Here is an 18,063-nt window from a genome sequence, read left to right as displayed (position 1 = left end):
CTGCGCCAGCTACTCAGGCTGCTATTTCCGCCCGCAGGCGGGTGAGGGTGCCCAGCGCCTGCTCGTGGACATCCGGGAGTCCGCTACTGGCGCGGATGACGCGCTGGACTTGGTGCGGCAGGCGGTGAAGCTCGGCGCCGTCCAAAGCGGCGTGCATCTGCTCGCCGGCCGCGTCCCGGTCGCCACGTCGGAGCAGGATCTGGCCCGCGGTGATCGCGGAGATGATGCGCCACTGCGGGCTGGTCTGGAATCCCGGCGCGGGGGCGCGTTCCAGGAGTTCGACGGCGCCGGGGACGCGGCCGGTGGTGGCGAGGCCGCGCAGTTGGACCTCGTGGAGGGTGAACTCGGAGAACAGCGGAGTGGCGTTGGCGGTATCGAGAAGGCGTCGGCTCTCAGCGACGGCGTCGTCGAAGACCGTTGTGGCGCCGGCTGTCCCGGCGGCGCGGGCGAGGAGGATGACGGACGCGGCGCGCTCGTCAGGGGTGCGGGAAAGGTCTCGGGCGCGGCCGAGGCGTTCCAGGGCGGCGTGGTGCAGGCCGGCCTTGCGCAGTTCGTTGCCGTGGTGGCGCAGGGCATGGGCGTGCAGGGCCCGGTCGTCGAGGCGGCGGGCGATGGCGACGCCCTTGCCGGTCCAGCGTGCTGCGGTGGCGAGGCGCTCTTCGGGCAGGACGTGGCCGAGAGCGACGCCGAGGCCGACGCGGGCACGGGCGAGCAGACGCAGGACGTCGGTATCGGTGTGGCCGGCGGCGGCGCGGGCTTCGAGGCGGGCAACCAGGGGCCAGAGTTCGTCGACGGCGGCGGCGGCCTGTCCGGCCTGACGGGCGATCTCGGCCAGGCGCAGGACGCTCTCACCGAACTGGATCATGGCGTGGTGGTCTCCGTCGGCGTCGTCGGTGATGCCGAAGACGTGGGGTGGCAGGCCGAGGCTCTGAGCGATGCGCCGCAGCGCGCCGATGTCGGTGATGGTGCGGTTTCCGTTCTCCACGCGGGAGATGTAGCTGGTGGAGTAGCCGAGGAGGGTGCCGAGTTCCTCCTGCGGGAGCTGGTTGAGCTGCCGGTAGAAGATGAGGATCTCGGGCAGGCTGCGGCGGCGCAGGATGTCCTGGGCCCGGGGGGTCGTCCAGTGCCAGCGGATGCCGCCGTGCGGGTCGCGGCGTGTCACCGGTCAGGCCCGGCCCTGCAGTTCGTACCAGCGGGCGATGGAGTCCTTGTAGCCCTGGGGCATGACCAGGTGGGGCACCTCGTCGTGGTGGAAGAGCGCGGCTTCCTTGTGCTCGTGGCTGACGACCGGCGGCCGGTGGGCGTCGGTGGCGGTGCAGCCGTAGGTGACGATGAAGACCTTCCGGCCGGGGATGGGCTCGTACATCCACACGTCCAGGAGTGGGCCGGCGGTGGCCGTCCAGCCGCTCTCCTCGCGGATCTCGGTCTCCACCCGCTGTTCCGGTGTCTCGGGGCCTTCCAGCTTTCCGCCGGGCAGCTCCCACTCGGCCCGTTCGTTCTTCAGCAGCAGCACTCGCCCGTGCGGGTCGAGCACCACGCCCTTGATCGAGATCGGGAAGGCCGGCGGCACATAGGGCTGTTCAGTCATCTCTACTTCCACGGCGCACGGACGGGCACGGGCCCGACGAACGTAGCAGCCGGCCGCCGCCGAACGCTCTCACGGCGCAGTGATCGATCTTTGACAATCTGTCACTTCACTCGGGGCGGGTGTGCCCGCCACAGTGTGTCCTCTCCCGTCCGCCCGTTCTCACGAGGGGGATCCTCCATGCCGTCTTCCGGTACCGCACTGCCTGCCACGGACGAAGAGTTCACCCTCGGCGCGCTGGGTGGTGACGGGTTGAAACGGGCCGCGGCCGTGCTGCGCGAGCGCGGCCTGGTGCGGCTCTCTCGCCTCGGCGGTCGCAGCGATGTGCTCGACACGGCGGCTCTGCTGATGTCCGCGCGGTGGCAGCACCGCGACGCCGATCCGGACGGATTGACCGTCATTCGCGACACCGGCCGGCACGAGGGCCGGACGGGCTTCGCCGGCCTCGGACGTGGCGACCTCGCGCTGCACACCGAGTGTGCCCAGCTGCCCCAACCACCGCGGCTGATGCTGCTGGCCTGTGCGCGGGCGGCCGAGGAGGGCGGCGAGAGCCTGGTGGTGGACGGCCGAAGTGTCCTCGCCGAACTGGCGGCCTCCCACCCGACCGCGCTGGAGGCCCTCTCGGCGCCGCGGGCCGCGTACTTCGGCGGATCGGACGGCCACTTCGCCCCCGTCCTGGAGCACCGGCCCGACGGGCGATGGCGCCTGCGGCTGCGCCAGGACGAGCTGGCCCGGTTCTCGCCCGAGGCCGAGGCCCACCTGCCCGCGTTGCGCCGAGCCGTCGAGCGCCACACCACCCGCCTGCGCCTGGCCTGCGGGCAGGGCCTCGTGCTGGACAACCACCGCGTCCTGCACGGCCGCACCCGCTTCACCGGGGAGCGGCTGCTGCTGCGGGCACTCGGACAGCCCCACCCCTCTCTCGGCCTGGCCGCCGGATTCCCGGCCCCGTGGCCCGCCCCCGGCCCAGTCGGCACCGCACCCCCCGTGGACCGCGGCTGACGGCGACGGCATCCGGGCGGCCACTTGCCCCCACGTCTTCCGGGGCGGATCCGACGGTCCGCCCCGGACTCACCAACTCCTGGTGATGCGAGGCGCATCCCGCGCCCGACGCCAGGTCCCGCAAGGGAAGTCACCACAGGAGGAACACATGGCCCAGAAGATCACGGCCGCGACCAAGGCGACTGCCGCCGTCGGCGACGAGTTCGACCTCGACGTCCGCACCGTCGAGACCGCCGACGCGGCCAGCCTGCAGGTCCTGACCGACGACGGCTGCGGCGCCACCTGCGGCGCCTGCACCACCGGCGTGCACTGACCGACCCGGCCGGTGCCCCGGGGGAAGCACACCCCCGGGGCGCCGGCCGCCACCCCGTCCCGATCCGCCCCGACCCCGAGGTCCGCCACTCATGCGCCCAACCGCTTCCACGGCTTCCTACCGCGCCGCCGGCGTGGCTCTCGTGCGTGCCGTCGCGGACCCCGCCCCTGTGGTGCCTGCCTGGCCGGACCTCGACGAGGCGGGCCAGGCCGACCGTCAGCTGCAGTGGCTGCGCGAGGTGTGGGCGGGCCCGAGCCTCGCCGAGGCCCTCGAACAGGCCAGCCCTGTCCTGGCCCGGCAGGTCCGGCAGCTCACCGCAGCCGCCGACCCCGAGCCCCGCAGGGTGCGGCACGCGGCACTCTCCACCGCTCGCTACGTGCTTCGAGCCTCGGGCCGCGCCACCCCGTTCGGCTTCTTCGCCGGAGTGCAGGGCGCCTCCTTCGCCCCGGTGTCCGCCCTGCGCTGGGGGCATGGACATCGCGCCACCCGTACGGTCGCGGCGGCGCGGCTCGACGAGGCGATCAAGCAGTTGGAGCGCCTCCCGGGTCTGCTGGACCTCCTCGACGTGGTCGCGAACAACACCGTCCAGGTGCGCGGTGAGCGCCTCGTCGTTCCGCACCGCCCGCTCGCCCGACCCGGCCTCGGCACGGCCGCCGCCGAGACGACCCTGCGCCGCACCCGCCCCGTCGCCCTCGCTGTGGAGACCGGCCGCGACCCGGTCCGCTTCCGTGACCTCGCCGAGAAGGTCCGCGCCGAGTTCCCCGCCGCGTCCGCCGAGCAGGTCACGAAAGTCCTGACCGAGTTGGTCGCCCACCGCGCGCTGATCACCAGCCTGCACGCGCCGTCCACCGTCACCGTCCCCGTCACTCACCTGCACACCACCGTGCAGGGCGCGGGCGCGGGTGACCTGCCGGGCGTCGCCGAGATCCTGGACAACCTGCGCGCCGCCGGCACCGACCCCGCGGGGGCGGCTGTCGACCTGCGGCTGGACGCCGACGTCGTCCTCCCGCAGGCCGTGGCAGCCGAGGCCGCCCACGCCGCCCTCCTCCTGACCCGGCTCAGCCCGGCTCCCAAGGGAACAGTGGCGTGGCGGGGCTACCATCAGCGCTTCTACGAGCGGTACGGCCGGGGCACGCTGGTGCCGCTGCTCGACGTGGTGGCGGACAGCGGCATCGGCTGGCCCGACGGCTACCCGGGTGCCCGGCCCGCCGACCGCCCGCGGTTCGACGAACGCGACGAACTGCTCGCCGCCCTCGCCCAGCGCGCGGCGCTCGACGGCGAGCACGAGGTCGTCCTGGACGAAGCCCTGCTCGACTCACTCGACCGCGCCGGGGACGAGCCGCGGCTGCCCCCGCACCTGGAGATCATCGCCCGCATCCACGCCCGCACCCGGGAAGACCTCGACCGAGGAGCCTTCCACCTGGAGGCCGTCACCGCGTCCCGCGCGGCCGGCGTCTCCGTCGGCCGCTTCCTCCACCTCCTCGAACCCGCACACCGGGCCGCGTTCACCGGCCTGATGACCAGCCTGCCGACGACGGACGAGCACACCGTCACCGCACAGCTCTCGTACCCGCCGCTGGACGGGGCGAGCGGGCACGTCGCCCGCAGCATCGCCACCGGTCAGCTGGTGATCGCCCTCGCCGAGCACCGCCCATCCGCAGACGGCGTCCTCGGTCCCGAGGACCTGGCGGTGGGCTGCGACGGGCGGCGCATGTACCTGGCCGCGCCGGTGCTCGGGGTGCGGATCGAGGCTGCCGCCGCCCACGCCCTGAACCTGCGCACCCACACCCCGCCGCTGGCCCGGCTGATCACCGAGCTGTCCCGCGCCCACACCGCGCAGGTCACCCGCTTCTCCTGGGGTGCCCTCGGCGCGCTGCCGTTCCGGCCCCGGCTTCGGCACGGCCGCGTCATCGTCTCCGCCGCCTCCTGGCGCCTGAACCGATCCGAACTCCCTGCCACGACCGCCGGGTTCACCGAGTGGGACAGGATGCTCTCGGAGTGGCTGGCTCGGCGCCGTGTCGCTCGGCACGTCACGCTGGCCGCCGACAGCCAGGGCCTGCCCCTGGACCTCGACCACCCCGGTCACCGCGTCCTGCTGCGCGAGCAGCTTCGCTCCGCCCCGCACGCCGTCCTCGTCGAGGCCCCAGAGCCGGCCGACCTCGGCTGGGCCGGCGGCCGGGCCCACGAGATCGCCATTCCGGTGACGGCCACCCGGGCCCCTGCCTGGCCGCGCCTGCCCAAGCCCACACCGGCCAGGATCCTGCGACGCGGCCACGGCGACGCCCCCGCCACCTCCCCGGTGCTCCTCGCCTCCCTCTACGGCGACCTGGAACGCCAAGACACCGTCCTCGCCCGCCACCTGCCCGACCTGCTGGAACGCCTCGGCAAACCGAGGTGGTGGTTCGTCCGCTTCCGCGACCCGCGCCAGCACCTGCGGCTGCGCATCGCACTGCCCACCCCGGACGCCTTCGGCCCCGCCGCCACGGTGATCAGCAGCTGGACCGCCGAACTCCACCACGCCGGGCTGCTGTCCGAAGTCGTGTACCCGACCTCCTACGCGGAGACCGGCCGGTGGGGCGAAGGCCCTGCCTGGGCCGCCGCCGAGCAGGTCTTCCGCGCCGACTCGGCCGCCGTCCTCGCCCACCTGACCCGGATCGCGCTCCCCGGACGCGAGGCCCTGCTGGCCGCCCACGCGGTCGCCATCGCGGCCGGCTTCACCGGATCGGCAACCGCTGGGCTGCGCTGGCTGATCGCCAATGTCCCCGCCAAGGCTCCGGCGCCCGTTGCCCGCCCGGTGTTCGCCGAGGCGGTCCGCCTCGCGGATCCGGCCGGCGACTGGGCCGCGCTGCGCGCCGAGCCGGGAGGCGCCGCGGTCGTCGACGCCTGGGCCGCACGCGATGACGCACTGGACGCCTACCGCCGTCACTTCCCCGGGCCGTACACCCACGGTGTGGCGGCGGACGACGTGCTCGGCTCCCTGCTGCACTGCAGCTTCGTCCGGGCGCATCGCATCGACTTCGACGACGAGGCCCAAGTCCTGTACCTGGCCCGCGCTGCCGCCCTCGCCCGCCTCTCCCGGGACGGTGACCTGTGAACGCCCCGCACCCCGCCCTTCGGCTGTCCGACCGGATCGCCGAACTGCTCACGGACCCGGCAGCTTCCCCCGTGGCCTGGTCGTCGCGCCCGCAGTGGCGCCAGTCCCTCGCGCACGGCGCCCCGGGCATCGCTCTGCTCCACATCGAGCGCGCCGCCACCGGACTGGGCCCGTGGGAACCGGTACGCGCCTGGCTGTCGATCGCCGCCGGCACCGCGGTCACCAGCGGGACGGACAGCTACCTCTACTACGGCGCCCCGGCGCTCGCCCACGCCCTCACCTGCGCCGCCCAGGCCCGCCCCGGCACCTACCGGCGAGCCCTGGACCACCTCGACCAGGTCGTGGCCGCCGACGCGTTGCGCCGCTGCGAGCAGGCCGAGGCCCGGACCGAGCGCGGCGACCTGCCGACACTCGCCGAGTTCGACACGATTCGGGGGCTGACCGGCATCGGCTCGGTCCTCCTGCGCCGGGCCCCCGACGGGGAGCCGATCCGGCGGATCCTGACCTGCCTGGTCCGCCTGACCGAGGACGTCAAGCACGACGGGGAGGTCCTGCCCGGATGGTGGACGCTCGACGGCCCGTCCGGCGAGAGGGACGAGCGGTTCCCCGGCGGGCACGCCAACAACGGCCTCGCGCACGGGATCGCCGGGCCGCTCGCGCTCCTCGCCCTCGCGCTGCGGCGTGGCGTCGAGGTCGACGGCCAGCGCGAGGCGCTCCGCACCGTCCTGGCCTGGCTGGAGCGCTGGCGCGACGGCCACGCCTGGCCGTACTGGACCACGGCGGCGCACCTGACCGGACCGGACCGCAGACCGCTCGCGCCACAGCGGCCGAGCTGGTGCTACGGCACCGCCGGCCTCGCCCGCGCCCAGCAGCTCGCGGCCCTGGCCCTCGCCGACCCGCACCTGCGAAACGACGCCGAAAGCGCCCTGGCCACCGCGCTGGTGGACCCGAAAGCTCTCGCCACGACCACCGACCTGTCCGCCTGCCACGGCTACGCCGGGCTCGCCCACATCGCCCACCGCACCGCCGCCGACGCCACCCCGCGCAACGCCGGCCGGCTTCGCTCGGCCGCCGCCCTGCTCCTGGACACCACCCACCCTCCGTACGCCGACCCCGACGAGCAGGCCCACAGCCTCCTGGCGACCGCGGGGCCGGCCTTCCTGGAAGGCGCCGCCGGGACCGCCCTGGCCCTGCTCGCCCCCGCCACCGGCAGCACCCCCGCGACCCGCTGGGACGCCTGCCTGCTCACCTCCTGACCACCCGACCGAGGACCGATCCGATGACCACCGGCTGGATCCAGCACGACCTCGCCTTCGCCGACCCCGCCACCGTCGAACAGGCCGCCGCCCACCACCTGGCCCCCGTGCTCGCCTTCGCCCAGGACAACGGCGACCTGAACGGCTGGTGGTACATGCGCAAGAAGGGGCTGCGACTGCGCTACCGGGCCGTCGCCCCCGTGCCCGTCCTCACCTCCCTGCTGGACACCCTCGCCGAGGAGGGCCTCCTCACGGGCTGGGCCACCGTGATCTACGAGAGCGAGACCGAGGCGTTCGGCGGCCCCGAGGCCATGGAGATCGCCCATCGCCTCTTCCACGCCGACAGCCGCCACCTGCTGGCCCGGGCCGCCGAGCCGAACCCGCCCGCCCTCGGCCGCACCGAGACCGTCGTCGTCCTGACCTCCGCCATGCTCCGCGCGGCCGGACTCGACTGGTACGAACAGGGCGACGTCTGGGCCCAGTTCACGATGCTCCGCGACACCCCCGTGCCCGTGGCCCCCGAACGCGCGGTCACCCTGGCCGCGGCGATGTGCCACCTGATGCGCCTCGACACCTGGGCCCTCACCCGCGACACCACCCCGCTCGCCCACCACGGCGGCTGGGTCCACGCCTTCGAACAGGCCGGGCAGGACCTCGCCCGCCTCGCCCGCGACGGCCGCCTCACCCGCGGGCTGCGGGCGGTCCTCGCGCACCACCTCCTCTTCCACGCCAACCGCGCCGGCCTGCCGGTCGACCACCAAGCCGCCATGGCCGCACGGGCGTTGGACGCCGTCTTCCACTCCGACGAGGGCCCCGCACCCTCGATGCCCACCATCCGCACCACTACTAAGGTCACCCATATGACTACTCTCAGCAGCGACACCGCTTCCGCCACCCCGACCGCCGAGGAGCTGCGCGCCGCCCTCACCGACCGCCTGCTCGAACAGGGCGCCATCCGCACCACCGCGGTGGAGGACGCCTTCCGCACCGTCGCCCGCGAGCACTTCCTGCCCGGCTTCCCGCTGGAGACCGCGTACGCGGACAACCCCACCTACACCAAGGCCGACGGCTCCGGCACGCAGATCAGCGCCGCCTCCCAGCCCGCGATCGTCGCCCTGATGCTGGAGCAGCTCGACCCGCAGCCCGGCGAGCGGATCTTCGAGGCCGGCGCGGGCACCGGCGTCAACGCCGCCTACATGGGTCGCATCGTCGGCCCGGACGGGCACGTGACGGCCGTGGACGTGGACGAGGACCTCGTCGACGGCGCCCGCAAGCACCTCGCCGACGCCGGCATCACCAACGTCGAAGCGGTCCTCGGCGACGGCGCCCTCGGCCACCCTGCCGGCGCGCCGTTCGACCGGATCATCGCCACCGTGAGCACCAGCGAGATGCCCACCCCGTGGCTGGAGCAGGTCAAGCGCACCGGGCGGATCGTGCTGCCGCTGCGGCTGCGCGGCACCGCCTCCCGGACCATCGCCTTCGAGCGCGGCGAGGACGGCTGGGTGTCGGTCGACGACCAGCTCGCGGTCTTCATGCCGCTGCGCGGCAGCATGGACGACGGCCGCCGCACCGTCCACCTCACCGGCGAGGGAGACGTCACCCTCCAGGTCCACAAGGACCAGGACGACGCCATCGACGCCTCCCTGCTGCTCGGCGTCCTCGACAGCGGACGCCACGAGACCTGGACCGGGGTGACCATCCCCGGCGGCACCACCTACGAGTACCAGGACCTGTGGCTGGCCCTGACGCTGCCCAACTCCCTGATGCGGATGAGCGTCACCGGCTCCGCCCGCGAGCGCGGCATCGTCACCCCGATGTTCGGCTGGGGCGCCATGGCCACCGTCCGGGACGGCTCCCTCGCCTACCTCACCCTGCGCCCCGGCGAGCCCACCGCCGACGGCCGCAAGACCTACGAGACCGGCGTCATCGGCCACGGCCCCGACGGCGCCGCGCTCGCCGACCTCGTCGCCGAGGAGATCCGCGTCTGGAACACCGGCTTCCGCACCCGGAGCCTGCGCATCGCCCTCCCCGACACCCCCGGCGCCGCCGACCCGGCGGCCGGCCACTTCGTCCTGGAGCGCCCGAACCACCCGATCACCGTCACCTGGGAGTAGCCGCCGTGCACCCGACCGGACCAGTCACCCGGCGATTCCCGCTGATCGCCAGGATTCGGCCCGCGTGCCTGCCCCTGAACGCCCGTGTCGGCCGGCTCTCGGAGCTGGCCGACACGGCCTCACGGCAGACCGATCCGGGCCTGGCATCCACCGTCTTCAACCAGGCAGCCCTCCTCGCCTCCGACCTCGGCCTGCCCGAGTACGCCCGCGAGCTGTGCCACCGCCACGCCGACCTCTACCTGCCCCGAGGACCGCTACCCGCGATGAGCGCCATCCGCGGACTCGAGCCGATCGTCAACCTCGCTCGCCTCCACATCCGCGCCGACCACCACCAGCGCGGCCACCAGCTCCTCCTCGACCTCTACCGCGCCGTCACCACCGCCACCGCCACCCTCCTCGACGGCATCACCGTGCCGGGCGAGCTCACCGAGACCGACCAGCAGCGCGCCGAGGTGCGGGCGTGGCTGTGGCGGGTCGTCATCGCCGACGGAACCCGCGCCCTCACCGCCGCCGGCCGCTGGAAAGACGCCCTGCGGCACATCGAGGAGCACCGCGGCATCGGCCGGCGCATCCTCGACGGCCGCCAGGTCGCCGTCCTCGCCTGCGCCACCACCGGCGACCTGCCCGGCGCGCTCGCCCTGCTGGAGGACACCGAGCCGGGCGATACCTGGGAGGCCGCGGTCACCGCCGTGCTCACCGCACTGTGCCGCCCCGGCGACCACGACGCCGCCGACCAGGCGATCGACCACTGCCTCGCGCTCGACACAGAGGAGGGCCTCGCCGCCTTCACCACCCGCCTCACACTGACCGCCCTCGACGCCGCCGACCCGGACACCCCCTCCGCGCAAAACCTGCTGCGGCGGCTGACCAGCCGAACGAGTGAATCCGGCGACGGCTACGCACTTCGCGACCTCCTCGCCCACGAGGGCATCCGCACCCGCCTCGAACCGGACCGGATCAGCCCGCTCGAACGGGCGCTCGCCGCCTGCGCACTGGACTCCGGCGCCCTGCCCGAGGCCCTCCGGGGCCGCCTGGAGGAGGCCCTCGACCGCGCCCGACGGGTGCTCGAAACAGCCCCGTTCGACCCGGGATCGCCCGGGGGAAATCCGCTTGAGCGACGCAATCGAACAGCACCATCATCGGTCGCCACCCCGCACGCCGGACCGCCCAACTCGACGTCTTGACGGCACACTTGCGGCGAACTTCGCTGTCGACAACCGGTTCGGCGTACACGGACACCACCAGCGCCCGGAGGTACCCCTGTGGAAGGTCCGCCCATCCCGGCCCTCAGTACCCGCGCCCGGCCTCACCACCGGGTGACCCTGCCCGCCCGCGACACCGAGGAGCCCCTCCAGTGATCGACTTCGACACACTCACGGCCCTGGCCGCCCGCGAAGGCATCGAGCGGATCGGCGTCGGCGTCGTGGTCCGGGACACCTCGGGCCGGATCCTGATGATCCGCCGATCCCCCGACGACGTCCTGCCCGGCCTGTGGGAGTACCCGGGCGGCGGCCGGGAGGACGACGAGCCCGTGGACGCCGGTGCTGTCCGCGAACTCTCGGAGGAGACCGGGATCACCGGCCTGCCGCTGGAATACGCGCGGCACCTCGACTTCACCAGCCAGTACGGCAACCGGGTACGGCAGTTCGTCTTCACCACCGTCGTGCCGGACGGCACCCCGATCGCCCTCTCCCGGGACCACGACGACCATCAGTGGGCGAGTGCGGGCGCTCTGCCTGCGACCGGCGACGGGCAGCGGGAGGTCGTCGAGTGGCTCGTCCGCCGTCTGGCCATCCCAGGCTGGCGGCCGGTCGGCGGCTACATCACCACCGTCGCCCGGCCCACGGCCTACGGCAGCTTCCTGGTCATCGACCCGCAGGGCCGCATCCTCGGCATGCGCTCGACCATCAACCCGGACGTGTGGAACTTCCCCGGCGGCAACGTCGAGCACGGCCGCACGCCGTTCGCGACCGCGCTGATCGAGGGCATGGAGGAGCTGGGCCTCGATCTCGCCGCGGAGAATCCCGAGATCATCGCCCAGCGGCGCCTGGTGGCCGTCATCCACGAGCAGGCGGGCACGGAGTACCCGGTGCCGGTCTGCGGCTATGTCTTCGACGGTGGCGTCCTCACCCCCGAACAGCAGGCGAGGATCCAACTCGATCCGGCCGAGCACACCGAGTGGCGGTTCGAGACCGCGCACGACTGGCGCGCGCTCATGGAACCGCACCGCTACCAGCGGCTCCTGCAGGTGCTGCGCGCCCACCGCAGCGGCACGCCGCTGTACGTGGAGCGTCCGGCACCACCGGAGGACGACTTCGAAGGTGTCATGGTCCTGGTCACGGACGCCCGGGGCCGACTGCTGATGCACCACCGCGACCACAACCCGGGCATCGCGTGGCCGGGCCACTGGACGCCGATCGGCGGCTGGCGCGAGGGCCGGGAGACGGCCGAGGAGACCGCTGCGCGCGAGGTAGCCGAGGAGGCCGGGATCACCGTCTCCAGCCTACGGCCGGTACCCGACCCGCAGCACGACCTCCTACACCCGCTCACCCGCGTCCTGCACGGCGTCTGGGACGGCCCCGAGAGCGACCTGCAGCTCGGAAACGAGGGCCTGGCCGTGCGCATGGTCCCCCTCGACGAGGTACCGCTGCTCAAAGTCCCGCCCTACATGCAGCACTACCTGCCGCTACTCGCCGCTGGCCAGTCTCCCGGGAGGACGGCGTGAACCCGCGCGACGACCTCCGCCCCGCCGCTGCCCCGGCCTCCGAGACGGATCCGCTGACCCTGGTCGTCGGCGTCCACCTCGTCCTCACCAACGCCGACCGCGTACTGCTCGGTCGGCGCCGCAACACCGCCTACGCGAACGGCCTCTGGCACCTGCCGGCCGGGCACATGGAACGCGGCGAGCCGGTCACCCGCTCCATGACTCGCGAGGCCGAGGAGGAACTCGGCATCAGCATCGCCGAGCACGACCTCGCGCTCGTCCACACCCTGCACCACCTCGACGCCGACGACGGCCGCAGCCGCCTCCAGCTGTTCTTCCGCCCCACCCGCTACCACGGCCGGCTCCGCAACGCGGAGCCGCACAAGTGCGAGGAACTGCACTGGTGGCCGCTCGACTCGCTGCCGGACGACACCGTCGCCTACACCGCCCACGCGCTCACCGAGATCACCCGCGGCAACACCCTGTCCACCATCGGGTGGGCCGCGTGAGCGCCCCCGACATGCCGGCAGACGTCGACCGGCTGCTGCGCGCGACGGCCAAGGACTACAAACTGCTGGGCGTGCGCTCCCTCGACCGGGCCGGCCACCCCGTCGTCTGGGAGGTTCTCGGTGCCGCCGGGCGCAGACTGTTCGCCAAGCGCCACAAGAACGCGCTCATGCACCAGCGAGAAACCGCCGCCTACCGTCTCCTCGCACCAGCGCTCGGCAACGGCCGGGCACCGGCCCTGCTTGCCGAGGACACCCGGTCGCTGCTCGTCGTCACCTCCGCGCTGCCCGGCACCCCGGTCATCAGCACCGACCTCACCGCGGCCGAGGAGCAGGAGGTGTACCGGCAGGCCGGGCACCTCGCCGCGGTCATCCACGCGCAGCCGACGGCCGGCGCTCCCGTCGGCGAGTACCTGCCCTGGGCTCAGGAGCGCGAACGCGCGCTGGCCCGCGCCCGGGAGGCGCGCCTCCCGGAGGAGGACATCACCGTCTTGGCCGAGGCGACCGGCCACGAGCCCCCGCGCACGGCGCTCGCCTACTGCCACGGCGACTTCGGCCCTCGGAACTGGATCGTGCGCCGCGAGGGCGACCGGCTGCTGCTCGGGGTCATCGACTTCGAGCGCAGCCACGTCGAAGCACCCGCGCGCCGCGACCTGATGCGCCTCACGCTCCAGCTCACCCCCCGTCGCCCCGACCTGCGAGCCGCATTCACCACCGGATACGGGCGCGAACTCACGCCGCAGGAGCGGGCGGCGTGCCGGGCGTGGGCCGCGATCGACTGCCCCGCCGCGCTGCGCTGGGCCATAGGCCACCGCCGGGACGAGGAGGTCCTCGGCTACGCCCGCACCGTCCTCGACCTGCTGCGCCACCCGAACCCCGTTGCGTGAACACCCATTTCCTCACTACCGGTTGGAGTCTCCGTGCAGTCCCTGCGTCAGGCCGTGTGCGTCATCGTCCACGACGAGAAGGCGAGCAAGGTCGCCTGCGTCCACTACGCCAACGACTCCTGGTCCACTGTGCCCGCCTGGACCGTCCCCGGTGGCAAGGCCGAGGAGGGCGAGCGTCTGGACGAAGCCGCCGCCCGCGAGCTGCACGAAGAGTCGGGCCTGGTCGTCGCCCCCGAGGACCTGCGACTGGTCCACACCATCCAGGTCAAGGCCGGGTGGGACGGCAAGGGCCCGTTCCTGCTCTCGGTCTTCGCCGCGACCTCGTGGCGGGGCGAGTTGACGAACACCGAGCCGGACAAGCACCTCGCCGTCCTGTGGATGGACGCATCCGCGCTGCCCACCCCGATGTTCCCCACCTCGCACGCCGCCCTCACCGCCTACCTCGCCGGCGACGGGCGGGGGTTCTCCACCTACGGCTGGGACGCCTCGGAAGACCTGCGCGCCCTGGTCGGGGCATGAGATGGCCAGCCGCCACCGCCGCCCGCCCACCGGCGCGAAAGCAGTCCTGCCCGCAGACATCGACCTGCGGTTGCTCGCCATCACCCAGGGCCGCACCGTCACCGACGAAGGCGTCACCACGCTCCCCGGCGGACGGCACCCGTACGCCTACCGCACGCTCTACCGGCCCGACGGCAGTGTGGACCGGCTGCTGGAGCGCCTGGCTCCCGGTCCGCTGCACCCGCCCGGCCTGCACCACACCGACTGACCCGTCCACTGGACGCCCAGACCGAGAGGAGCGGAAGTGTCCGCCGCGGACCACTGGAACGACCACTACAAGCAGGGGAAGGGATTTCGTCCCGTCGCCGAGCGGGAGGTCGACCTGCTGGCCGAGCACGTCGGCCAAGGCGCCGGCCTCCGGGCGCTCGACGTGGGCTGCGGCACCGGCGAGTACGCCGCCGCCCTTCACGATCTGGGCTTCCAGGTCATGGGGGTCGACTTCTCCGAGGTCGCCGTCGCCACCGCCCAGGACCGGCTGGGAGAGCGCGACGGGCTCGACTTCCGGCTCCTCGACGCGGACCGCGGGGGCCTGGGCCTGCTCCCGGCCGGCGAGTTCGACCTGATCACCTGTCGGCTGTTCCTCCCGTTCGTCGACCTCGTGCCGACCGTCGCCTGCGCCCGGCGCCTTCTCGTCCCCGGCGGCCGACTGCTCGTCACCACCCCGCTCGCCGAACGCCAACGCGGCGGCTGGGAGTCGATCGGTCTGCGCTCGGCCAGTCTCGACCTGCTGCGCTCCTTCGGCTGGAGCGCCATGGCCGAGTACCCGCTCGACGACCTGCTCTGCCTCCTGCTGACCACCCATTTCGCCCTGGAGAGGACCAGCCGATGACCCCCGTCACCGCCGCCCGGCCCGCCGTCCCCGGGGACGCCGACGAACTGCTGCGCCTGCGCGTCGCCGTCCTGGACGGCGGCCCGCTCACCGACGAGTGGCGCACCACCTTCCGCGACGACATGCGCGAGCGCCTGGGCACCGACCCGAACCTGCTCGCCCACGTCGTCCCCACCGCCGACGGCCTCGCCGCGTGCGCCATCGGCATCGTCTACCGCGGCTACCTCGGTCCCGCGTTCCCCACCGGCCTGTGGGGCCGCATCCACACCGTGGTGACCGATCCCGCCCACCAGCGGCGCGGACACGGCCGGGCCGTCACCTCCGCCCTCGTCGAAGCCCTCAAGGACCGCGGCTGCGGGTCCGTCGAACTGAGGGCCACCGCCGCCGGCGCGGGCCTGTACCGCACCCTCGGCTTCGAGCCCCTCGACGGCTTCATGACGCTGCGCCCCGGCCCCGGCGGGTGGGCGCGGTGACCGCCTTCGACCTCGACGCCTACAACGAGCGGGCCCGTAACGGGCCGTGCTTCATCTGCTCAATGCTCGCCGGCGCCCCCGGCTACGAGCACCGGATCGTCCTGGACGACGGCGTCCACGTCGCCTTCCTCGACCGCTACCCCACCCTGCACGGCAAGGTCCTGGTCGCCCCGCGCACCCACGTCGAGGACACCATCGGCGACTTCACCGAGGACCAGTACCTCGCCCTGCAACGCGTGGTCCACCGCGTCGCCACCGCGCTCGCGGCGACCGTTGCGACCGAGCGCGTGTACGTGCTGAGCCTCGGCAGCCAGCAGGGCAACGCCCACGTCCACTGGCACATCGCCGCCCTCCCGCCCAACACCCCCTACGAGCAGCAGCAGTTCCACGCCCTGATGACCGAAGGTGCCGGGGTACTGCCCGACGATCCCGAGCGGGCCGACCGCCTCGCCGCCGACCTGCGCGCCCGCCTCAACGGAGGAACCTGACCGTGGCCTTCGTCCCGCCCGAGCAATTCCTCCCCACCCGGCACGGCGGCCGCGCGGTGCGCACCCTCGATGTGTGGTCGCGCATCGTCACCCCGTGCCAGCAGCACACGCTGCGCGCCTCGCTCACCGCCCGTCGCACCGGCGTCGCCGCCTACCTCATCTCCGCGCCCCGTGTGCCGAGCGAGAACGGATGACGACGCCGCCCCTCCGCCGTCCACCCTTAGGAGAGCGCTTGAAGACCCGTCCGCCCGAGCCCGAGCCCGACGAAAGTGTCTCCGCCAGCGAGCAGTTCTTGTTCGGGGGCCGGCTGCGCTACGACTACAGTTTCGCCTCCCACGAGCAGACCATGCTCAGGATCAGCTTCCTCGCGGTCGCCCGCCAGATCCCCGGCCTGCTCCGCACCGCGCTGCGTCTGGGCTGGCAGGCCGACCGCACGGCGCTGACGGCCGTCGCCGCCGCCGAGATCGGACGCGCCCTGGCCGCCGCGTTCGGACTACTCGCCACCAACCGCGCGCTCACCTCCCTGTTCGCCCCGGGCAGCGCCGACCAGCTGCTGCGCGCGGCGTTGCCGGCCGCCCTGGCCGTCGGCGGCGCCTCCGCTCTCTCCGCGGTCCTCGCCATCGCCTCGTCCTGGGCCGGGGACCGGCTGGAGCCCAAAACGGAGCGGGCGGCCACCGTGGCCTTCCTCGGCCGCGCGGCCAGGGTGGAGCTGGCCTCCCTGGAGGACCCGGAGTTCAGCAGGCTGGTGGAGTCCGCCCGTTTCGGCACCTCGGCGGTACGCCGACTGATCAGCCAGAGCGTCTCCGTCCTCACCGCACTGCTCGGCCTGGTCGCCGCAGGCGGGGTCCTGCTCACCCTCGACCCGGTGCTGCTGCCGATGCTGGTGCTGATCGCGGCACCGAAGGGCTGGGGCGCGGTGCGCTCCGCCCGCCGCCGCTACGGCTCGGTGATGGCCTGGCTCCAGCACCACCGGGCAGCGGCAATCCTCGCCCAGCTGATCACGCAGCCGCACTCCGCGCCCGAGGTCCGCGTCCACGCCATCGGCCCGTTCATCCTCGGCCACTACACCGCGATGGCCGAGGCGTCCGAACAGGAGCAGAACCGCCTCGCACGAGCGGCGGCCGGCACCTCCGCGCTCGCCTCCGCCATGTCCGGGCTGGCCGCCGCCGCGACGTTCGCCGTCCTGGGCTGGCTCGTCCATGACGGGCAGATGGCCCTCGCCGTCGCCGGCACTGCGGTCGTCGGCATCCGCACCGGAGCCGCCGACATCACCTCCCTCGTCCGCACGGCGAACGGCCTCTACGAGGAAGCCCTCTTCGTCGCCGACCTGGAGCGCCTCCAGCGCGAGGCCGAGCGCCGCGCCATCCCCACCGGCGGCACCGACCTCCCGCACCGCCCCGACGTGATCACCCTGGAGGACGTCGGCTTCACCTACCCCGGCCGCAGCATCCCCGCCCTGTCCGGCCTCACCCTCACGATCCCGCGCGGGCAGGTCGTGGCCCTGGTCGGCGACAACGGCTCCGGCAAGTCCACGCTCGCCAAAATCCTCTGCGGCCTCTACCTCCCGGACACCGGCCGCATCCTGTGGGACAGCACCGACACCGCCGACGCCGACCGCGACCAGCTGTTCTCCTCCGTCGCCGTCCTCGAACAGGACTTCCAGCGCTGGCCCTTCACCCTGCGAGCCAACGTGCTCGTCGGCCGCCCCGAACACGGAAACGACCCCGCTCTGCTCAAGCGCGCAGCCGACTACGCCGACCTGCACCCGATCGTCGAGGCCCAGGACAACGGCTGGGACACCCTCGCTGCCCGCGGCTTCCAGGGCGGTGTCCAGCTGTCCGGCGGGCAGTGGCAGCGCGTCGGCATGGCCCGCACCCACCACCGCGCCACCACCGAGGGGCCCGGAGGCCGCGCCACCCACCTGGTGATCGCCGACGAACCGACCTCCGCGCTCGACGCCCAGTCCGAGGTCGCCGCCTTCGCCCGCATCCGCGAACTCGCCGACCAGGGCCTGACCGTCATCCTGATCACCCACCGCCTCGCCGCCACCGCCGACGCCGATCACATCTACGTCCTCCACCAGGGCCGCCTCGCCGAACACGGCACCCACACCGAGCTCATGGCCGACCCCGGCGGCCGGTACCGGGCCTCCTACCTCCTCCAGGCCGCCCAGTACTCCAGCGCCCTCCCCCACCAGAGCACCGACGAACCGACCACCGAACCCGCCTGACCCCCAGCCGGCGGGCACCCGGCAGGG

Annotated in this window: 18 protein-coding genes; 16 read left to right on the top strand and 2 right to left on the bottom strand. The window is 73.6% G+C overall.

What is annotated here, in order from left to right:
• Positions 1-13 precede the first annotated feature (13 nt).
• Both MCM47_RS21700 and MCM47_RS21695 read right to left on the bottom strand, forming a co-directional pair.
• Complete coding sequence (locus MCM47_RS21700; protein ID WP_238863312.1) at positions 14-1,162, bottom strand: helix-turn-helix domain-containing protein; 1,149 nt, start codon at positions 1,160-1,162, stop codon at positions 14-16.
• 3 nt (positions 1,163-1,165) lie between these two features.
• Complete coding sequence (locus MCM47_RS21695; RefSeq protein WP_238863311.1) at positions 1,166-1,588, bottom strand: NUDIX domain-containing protein; 423 nt, start codon at positions 1,586-1,588, stop codon at positions 1,166-1,168.
• A gap of 177 nt (positions 1,589-1,765) precedes the next feature.
• Here MCM47_RS21695 and MCM47_RS21690 point away from each other — a divergent pair, with 177 nt between their 5' ends.
• The 16 genes from MCM47_RS21690 (at position 1,766) to MCM47_RS42620 (ending at position 18,036) form a co-directional block, all read left to right on the top strand.
• On the top strand, positions 1,766-2,584 hold the full coding sequence (locus MCM47_RS21690; protein WP_238863310.1) for a TauD/TfdA family dioxygenase: 819 nt from the start codon (positions 1,766-1,768) through the stop codon (positions 2,582-2,584).
• 148 nt (positions 2,585-2,732) lie between these two features.
• Positions 2,733-2,897, top strand: a complete 165-nt coding sequence (locus tag MCM47_RS21685) for an FxLD family lanthipeptide (protein ID WP_238863309.1) — start codon at positions 2,733-2,735, stop codon at positions 2,895-2,897.
• A 133-nt stretch (positions 2,898-3,030) separates the two neighbouring features.
• Complete coding sequence (locus MCM47_RS21680; protein ID WP_238863308.1) at positions 3,031-5,991, top strand: lantibiotic dehydratase; 2,961 nt, start codon at positions 3,031-3,033, stop codon at positions 5,989-5,991.
• Positions 5,988-7,247, top strand: coding sequence for a lanthionine synthetase C family protein (locus MCM47_RS21675; protein ID WP_238863307.1), 1,260 nt, complete (start codon positions 5,988-5,990; stop codon positions 7,245-7,247). The genes MCM47_RS21680 and MCM47_RS21675 overlap by 4 nt, the downstream gene beginning before the upstream one ends.
• 23 nt (positions 7,248-7,270) lie before the next feature.
• Entirely contained in the window at positions 7,271-9,361 is a 2,091-nt protein-coding gene (gene fxlM, locus MCM47_RS21670) for a methyltransferase, FxLD system (RefSeq protein WP_238863306.1), read from the top strand.
• A gap of 5 nt (positions 9,362-9,366) precedes the next feature.
• The gene (locus MCM47_RS21665) at positions 9,367-10,545 is read left to right on the top strand and encodes a hypothetical protein (RefSeq protein ID WP_238863305.1); all 1,179 of its coding nucleotides are present in this window, start codon (positions 9,367-9,369) and stop codon (positions 10,543-10,545) included.
• Between the two features lie 170 nt (positions 10,546-10,715).
• Positions 10,716-12,086, top strand: a complete 1,371-nt coding sequence (locus tag MCM47_RS21660; RefSeq protein ID WP_238863304.1) for an NUDIX hydrolase — start codon at positions 10,716-10,718, stop codon at positions 12,084-12,086.
• On the top strand, positions 12,083-12,574 hold the full coding sequence (locus MCM47_RS21655; protein WP_238863303.1) for an NUDIX domain-containing protein: 492 nt from the start codon (positions 12,083-12,085) through the stop codon (positions 12,572-12,574). The genes MCM47_RS21660 and MCM47_RS21655 overlap by 4 nt, the downstream gene beginning before the upstream one ends.
• On the top strand, positions 12,571-13,458 hold the full coding sequence (locus MCM47_RS21650; RefSeq protein ID WP_238863302.1) for a phosphotransferase family protein: 888 nt from the start codon (positions 12,571-12,573) through the stop codon (positions 13,456-13,458). The genes MCM47_RS21655 and MCM47_RS21650 overlap by 4 nt, the downstream gene beginning before the upstream one ends.
• 33 nt (positions 13,459-13,491) lie before the next feature.
• The gene (locus MCM47_RS21645; protein WP_238863301.1) at positions 13,492-13,977 is read left to right on the top strand and encodes an NUDIX domain-containing protein; all 486 of its coding nucleotides are present in this window, start codon (positions 13,492-13,494) and stop codon (positions 13,975-13,977) included.
• 1 nt (position 13,978) lies between these two features.
• Entirely contained in the window at positions 13,979-14,224 is a 246-nt protein-coding gene (locus MCM47_RS21640; RefSeq protein WP_238863300.1) for a hypothetical protein, read from the top strand.
• Positions 14,225-14,260: 36 nt separating this feature from the next.
• Positions 14,261-14,845 (top strand): bifunctional 2-polyprenyl-6-hydroxyphenol methylase/3-demethylubiquinol 3-O-methyltransferase UbiG, encoded by a 585-nt coding sequence (locus tag MCM47_RS21635; RefSeq protein ID WP_238863299.1) that lies wholly within the window; start codon positions 14,261-14,263, stop codon positions 14,843-14,845.
• Positions 14,842-15,318 (top strand): GNAT family N-acetyltransferase, encoded by a 477-nt coding sequence (locus MCM47_RS21630; protein WP_238863298.1) that lies wholly within the window; start codon positions 14,842-14,844, stop codon positions 15,316-15,318. The genes MCM47_RS21635 and MCM47_RS21630 overlap by 4 nt, the downstream gene beginning before the upstream one ends.
• Positions 15,315-15,806 (top strand): HIT family protein, encoded by a 492-nt coding sequence (locus tag MCM47_RS21625; protein WP_238863297.1) that lies wholly within the window; start codon positions 15,315-15,317, stop codon positions 15,804-15,806. The genes MCM47_RS21630 and MCM47_RS21625 overlap by 4 nt, the downstream gene beginning before the upstream one ends.
• A gap of 2 nt (positions 15,807-15,808) precedes the next feature.
• Positions 15,809-16,000, top strand: coding sequence for a hypothetical protein (locus tag MCM47_RS21620; RefSeq protein ID WP_238863296.1), 192 nt, complete (start codon positions 15,809-15,811; stop codon positions 15,998-16,000).
• Between the two features lie 38 nt (positions 16,001-16,038).
• On the top strand, positions 16,039-18,036 hold the full coding sequence (locus MCM47_RS42620) for an ABC transporter ATP-binding protein (RefSeq protein ID WP_305068004.1): 1,998 nt from the start codon (positions 16,039-16,041) through the stop codon (positions 18,034-18,036).
• Positions 18,037-18,063 lie beyond the last annotated feature (27 nt).

Source organism: Kitasatospora sp. A2-31 (genome assembly GCF_022288725.1).
GTDB lineage: Bacteria > Actinomycetota > Actinomycetes > Streptomycetales > Streptomycetaceae > Kitasatospora.
The sequence above is the reverse complement of the archived record's forward strand: the minus strand, read 5'-3'. Positions and strand labels throughout refer to the sequence as shown.